The sequence below is a fragment of the Bacillus sp. EB600 genome, from assembly GCF_024494385.1.
GTDB lineage: Bacteria > Bacillota > Bacilli > Bacillales > Cytobacillaceae > JAEVLT01.
The window spans coordinates 78455-84454 of the sequence record NZ_JAEVLT010000021.1 but is presented as its reverse complement, the minus strand read 5'-3'; the positions used below and the strand labels follow the sequence as shown (position 1 = coordinate 84454).

Genomic DNA, 6000 nt, shown 5'->3' with positions numbered 1-6000 from the left:
TTCAACCTTAGCTCTTTCCTTGATTTAACCATAAGCCCCACAATTGATTTATTAATAACCAGGGAAATGGTTAATCTCTTATCTAAGAAGGGTTGCGATATAAAAATCATGCCACCAGTATTTTAAAAATTATATGGTAAATTTGTTTAAATTCCAGGATACTGAAAATACGCATTTTAACGTATTTATCTTGTTTATGTATAGCCTCTAGTTCGTTGTGTATTAATTATAAAAAAATCAGATTAGTTGTTAAAGATGATCCCACTTTTTATTATGTCTTTAAAATATATAGCAACATATATGATAAATTATTTGTATATCATATTTATTATGTTATCTTTATATTTGTTTTCTATATCGACATTGTTATTAAATACATCATATTAATATTGATCTGACGGCCGAATTTAATGTTATCACTAGAGCTATCGGCGCTACTAAATCAATTTAATAGTGCCGGTTTATTTTTTTCACCTGTAGAAAATGCCTTAGCGGCAGCAATATTAGGCAAAAATCTACGATCTAAGTATGATATAAATTCATCTTGATGAATTCACAGATTCTATAGGACCCTCACCATATTGTTAGGGAAAATATATAAAAAACAAAAAGAGTGATAATTTTCCTCCCTCCTTACAGTTTTCTCGGTACTGTTTACGTATGGAGTTTAGTTGCAATTCGGAAGAGAAAAAATCGTTCTTAATCAGTTGCTATCCAGGGCAACTCTTTTTGTTTTATCTCATAATATTGAGACCAACTAGACATTAGCCATATCCTGTATTAAATATCATACTAATAGAGCAAGCTTATATGAGAGCAAGGCAATAATCACCTTTCTTAATTTCCTCCATAAAATGCCTTGCTCAAATAATTTCATCTAATAGGCTAATATCCAAGATTAATATTTCGTTTGCCATAATATAATTACAAATACTGACCTTCAACCAGTTAATTCCGTAGAGGCGCATATCTTCGTGCCCTTATTTTTTTTGCAAAGTTACTTATTTATTAATTAAAGTTCCAATTTACATATCCATGATTTATCTAGATTAGCGCTATATGTTACAGTGCTGTTTTGAACAAATACAACCCGTTCGTAAAAGTGTACTTTTATGAACAGTTAAAATGACAAACATATAAAATAGCAAAAATATATAATCTTACATTATTGAGTAAAGAAAGGTTAACTCTGCTACAAACAAACTATTTTTTCTTTACATTGCTACATCCTCCCCAAAAATTTCTTTCCTTCAACTTACTCCACTCGATTAGCACAAAAGAAATCTAATTTTATTCCAATCATCTTCTTCATACACTGGTATCTCTTTAGGACAATATGCTAACAGCTCTTTTCTAAAAAATTGATTCGTAACAAATAGATTTACATTAAATCGAACCTTAACAAAAAGTAATTATTTCATTCATTACAAACTAAAGGGAGCAAATAGAAACCGTCATTGCCTATCAAACTAATGATCGAAAGCAGAATATCATTATACTGTCTGGCCATTCATTAATCTTGCCTCTATGTAAATATTTGAAAATTACGTGCTGTATAGGAATAACTTGATGAAGAAGATGTGCTTGACGAGTGTCCTTTTGATTCTGAGGAAGAACCGTTTGGGTAATTAACTGATTTCACCGATATCAAAAACTCACAAAATGGGAAGAAAAAGAAGAAAATCATAATCACCAAATTTTATTCCTCCGACTTTAGCATTCGTTAGATCAGGGATACGGGTTCGTTCCCTTGTTAATCATTAGAAACAAAGATTCTGCGAGTGATGAACCGTCCTCTTTTTAAGAAAGAGCCTGATTTACATTACACCAACAAGCTCCACTCTCGGATAGCGATAGCAAAATAAACGAACAAAAGCCGATTCTTCCTTCCATAATCGTAGGAAAAATCGGCTTTTTGTTTTAACTAGATAACAGAAAGAATATCGTATCAAATATATGCACTGAATACGGGGTGATAGATAGGTCACCGCAATTTTGCACGTCAGCGATACAAAATATAATTCTTCGCCTATCCTATCATCTTTAGCTGTGGAGTATCAAATCACCCTGATATTTCTGATGCTTCTACCTCATTATTATCAAAATCATCGGATATATGAATTAACTCTTTAAGGTTTCCTGATACAAGGATAGAACCATAAAGTACTACCAACGTGCCTATTACAAGCTGAAGGCTAACTGGCGTTCCCAAAAATGCTACTTGGATGACAATAGCAAAAGCGGCATAAGTAATGTTAAGTGATGTACCTCTAGCAGCACCGATTAAATGAATTGATTTATAGTATAGAGCATAACAAATGGATCCAAGTAAAGCTGATATAACTGTTAACCATACTACCGTAGATGACAAGACTTCAAAGGTTAACGAATATCCATGAATAAATGGTGTTATTATTACTGCATAGCACAGTGCAGATGTTGTCTGTCTTATGGTAACTGCCTGAAAAGGATCAGCATCCTCACCTTTCATTCCCCAAGCACAGATCACTCCTTCAAGTCCCCATGCTAAAGCACCACCTAAAGCAAACAATATACCAAGTACAAAGTTGTGGTTGGCGCTAGCCTCTGATGGCATATACCCTAATACAACAACTCCGATTATACTTAACAGAACACCAAACCAAGTTCTTCTGTTCATTTTTTCCTTCAAAAAAATGAATGCAAGTAAAGCACCTACCCCAGGGAATATTGAAGTAATACTTGCTGTATAAATTGGGCCTATATACTTAACACTAAGAAAATAGCATGTCATCCCTACAGGTCCACCAATCACCGCCCCTAAAGCAATAACTTTTCCGTTCCTTGTTTTTAAATACTTTACTACTTGATTAAATTCACCTTTCACAAGCATAAATAAGAGCATCCATAGAGAAGAGAAAAAATCATGCATAAATGAGCTTACAAATGGAGCGAGTAAAATGGCTTGTTTAGTATCTATATAAGGTGTTTTCTCTAATATGATACCAATTACCACTGTATTTATTCCCCAGGAAGCTGCAGAAATAATCCCTTGGCTTACACCTTTCCTTGCATCTTTAATATTTTTTGCATACATTTTAATATACCCCTTTTCCAAATTACTAACATTACCCTTGTATTTACCAAAAATGCATTCAATAGATTTTAGTTTAATAGTTAGATTTTTAAATTATTTGATTCAATACTAGTGGTATATATTGGGTTATTTCCTAGAATATCCATGTAACTACGTGTAGTAATTCCGTGGTCAGTAGTATGAGTGAGCATCTGAAGGGCATCGGATAGTTCAATCCGGCGATAAGTCTCTGTTACACGACCGCCGACATAAAGAGATTGGCGTCCCCTCCGTAACTGCTCTTTTACTTCTTCGGACAGCTCGTCCGACCTATTCAAAGAGTCCAGGACATTATCTTCTGCAGCTGAACAGCTCATTATTGTTATATCAGCCTGATTAACACGTCCAGTAGGAGAATATGCCAAAGCACTAACGATACGGTATTGGGCACTACTAATGGTCTCCCTTAAGAACGTCGGAGATACAGGTACCATATCCTCGACGAGCAGGCGTGTTATGCCACGATCATTAATCGCCTCTAATATCTGCTCCGGGTCGTCCTCGACCAAAACTTCCTTGTGTGGTGGCCAAACATCCATCCAAGAATGGTTCATGTGGCTTTGTCCTACATGGAAGACGAAGAATTCAGGATAGATTCTCAGCTTACCAGGATCGTCACTCAACAGAGGACGATGAAAGTCGTAGAATCGTGTTAACGCTGACATGAGCAGAACGCTTGCACCCATGCCTCCACCAGCTTGTCGTACCACGACTCCAATACGATCTTTCTCATTGAACCCGGGAAATATGTCTTCCAAGGAGGCGGTTTTATTTTCAACCTGGAAATCAAAATCTGCATAGCTCATGGTATTTATAGTGTGCACAGTTAGAGGACTCCTTCCCCTTTTTGGGAATAATCTTATATTATGCTTCTTATATACGTAACGTGGTATTGTTGTCCTTGTGAATCTCAGAGTCTAAATCCGACTTTAACCTTTGAAAGTAACCCCTACAAATCACATACGGGTATAAAAAAGCCTATCTTATGATAGATCTGAACATAAATGTCCCCGTTGTTTGGTCGCGCTTTGATTTTTTCTCTTGTGGAGTGGAACGGTCTCGGGACTCAAAGTGAGCTGCATCGATGTCTACAGCTTCATCACAAACAAATCCTTCGTGAATGGCTTGGTGGAATAGAGATTCTTGTGTCAATTCGAGAGAATTGGATTCACTTAATTTATACGTAAGATGGGAAATGGATGATTGCGATGAAATGTGACTGGGAAACAGAATGCCGCAATCCAAACGAAATATAAAATTCTAAGTAAAGCGTTTGATTATATCTTTAATTATCATTATTCTTTCTTGAATACGAGCAATCAGTGCACAATCATATCTGGGTAATTAAGTTATGTCGGCGCTCGATAACTGACTTTGTAAAGTATGAATAACCGCTTCCAAAACGTTTATTCATATTAATCTTGTATGTTAAACAGGCTTCCTTGTGGTATAATATACAAAGGAGTCAGCCTCTTTTCTATTCTTGTTTGTGTTCGTTTGGTCACTTACAATTTTCAAGAATTCGGGGAGGCACTCCTTTTTTAATGCCTTTGAACTCTTGCGGGAAAAGCCATCAATATTATGTTTCAAATAATTTCTGGAACATTCTATAGGGTGTGTGTATCACCGCTATAGAATGTCTAATCCACTTGGAAACTCGTCTTACTTTCAGAACAAACCACAAATTGATTATGTTTTCTTACAAAGATTTAGTTCTCTGTAAAATCGTTTAATTTTGGATCTGTTGTTTAAATCCCAATTTACATAAATAATGGTTCAGGTAATCTATGTCCTGTATAAATGGCATCTCCGTCGCTCTCACCATCAAAAATAACAGTTGTATCTGGGCTGAAAATTAGTACATCGCCTGCTTCTGCTACATACTTTTTCCCTTGGTCATCACGTATCACAATTTTTCCGTTTAAAACAGTCTTCACTTCTAAGAATGTATACGTAAATTCGAATTCTTCTCCAGGCTGCATGGAGAAATAACCCAATGATAATGCATTTTCTTTTGAAGTAATCGGCACATCAATAATTTGGCTTTTAACTGCCGGGATTCCCAACACTTTATTTAATTCTATCTTTTTATATGTGCCTGCTTTAATTAACTGGACACCAGGTTTTTTACTTAAATAATTGAATTCTGCTTTTTCTACTGTTTTCTCACTCATCTTCTTCACTCCATTTAGGTTTTTATTGTTTTTCTAACCGCTTACATTTTCTGAAAAATTCTTGTATTCTAAATAGGTTTAAACTTATTTAGAATATCTTCTTCACATGGAACTCGTACTACTTTCGGAATAACCCGCAAATTGATTATGTTTTCTTACAAAGATTCAGTTCTTTGTAAATTCGTTTAATTTTGGGACTTTTGTTTTGGATCCCAATTTACATAAATAATGGTTCAGGTAATCTATGCCCTGTATAAATGGCATCCCCATCGCTCTCACCATCAAAAATGACAGTTGTATCTGGGCTGAAAATTAATACATCGCCTGCTTCTGCTACATACTTTTTCCCTTGGTCATCACGTATCACAATTTTTCCGTTTAAAACAGTCTTCACTTCTAAGAATGTATACGTAAATTCGAATTCTTCTCCAGGCTGCATGGAGAAGTAACCCAATGATAATGCATTTTCTTTTGAAGTAATCGGCACATCAATAATTTGGCTTTTAACCGCCGGGATTCCCAACACTTTATTTAATTCTATCTTTTTATATGTGCCTGCTTTAATTAACTGGACACCAGGTTTTTTACTTAAATAATTGAATTCTGCTTTTTCTACTGTTTTCTCACTCATCTTTTTCACTCCATTAAGTTTTTCTATTATTCTTTTAATAGCTTTCATTTTATACTATTGTTACTCAATAAATACAAAAT

Annotated in this window: 4 protein-coding genes; all 4 read right to left on the bottom strand. The window is 35.0% G+C overall.

Features of this window, described 5'->3' with window-relative positions; all coding sequences use genetic code 11:
- Positions 1-2062: 2062 nt before the first annotated feature.
- The 4 genes from JN080_RS18975 to JN080_RS18960 all read right to left on the bottom strand — a co-directional run bounded on the left by JN080_RS18975 (position 2063) and on the right by JN080_RS18960 (position 5968).
- A complete protein-coding gene (locus JN080_RS18975; protein WP_256237543.1) occupies positions 2063-3076 on the bottom strand; it encodes a DMT family transporter in 1014 nt (337 codons plus the stop codon).
- Positions 3077-3156: 80 nt separating this feature from the next.
- Positions 3157-3669 (bottom strand): hypothetical protein, encoded by a 513-nt coding sequence (locus JN080_RS18970; RefSeq protein ID WP_256237542.1) that lies wholly within the window; start codon positions 3667-3669, stop codon positions 3157-3159.
- 1206 nt (positions 3670-4875) lie between these two features.
- A complete protein-coding gene (locus JN080_RS18965; RefSeq protein WP_256237541.1) occupies positions 4876-5289 on the bottom strand; it encodes a cupin domain-containing protein in 414 nt (137 codons plus the stop codon).
- 217 nt (positions 5290-5506) lie between these two features.
- Positions 5507-5968, bottom strand: coding sequence for a cupin domain-containing protein (locus tag JN080_RS18960; RefSeq protein ID WP_256237540.1), 462 nt, complete (start codon positions 5966-5968; stop codon positions 5507-5509).
- Between the last annotated feature and the right edge of the window lie 32 nt (positions 5969-6000).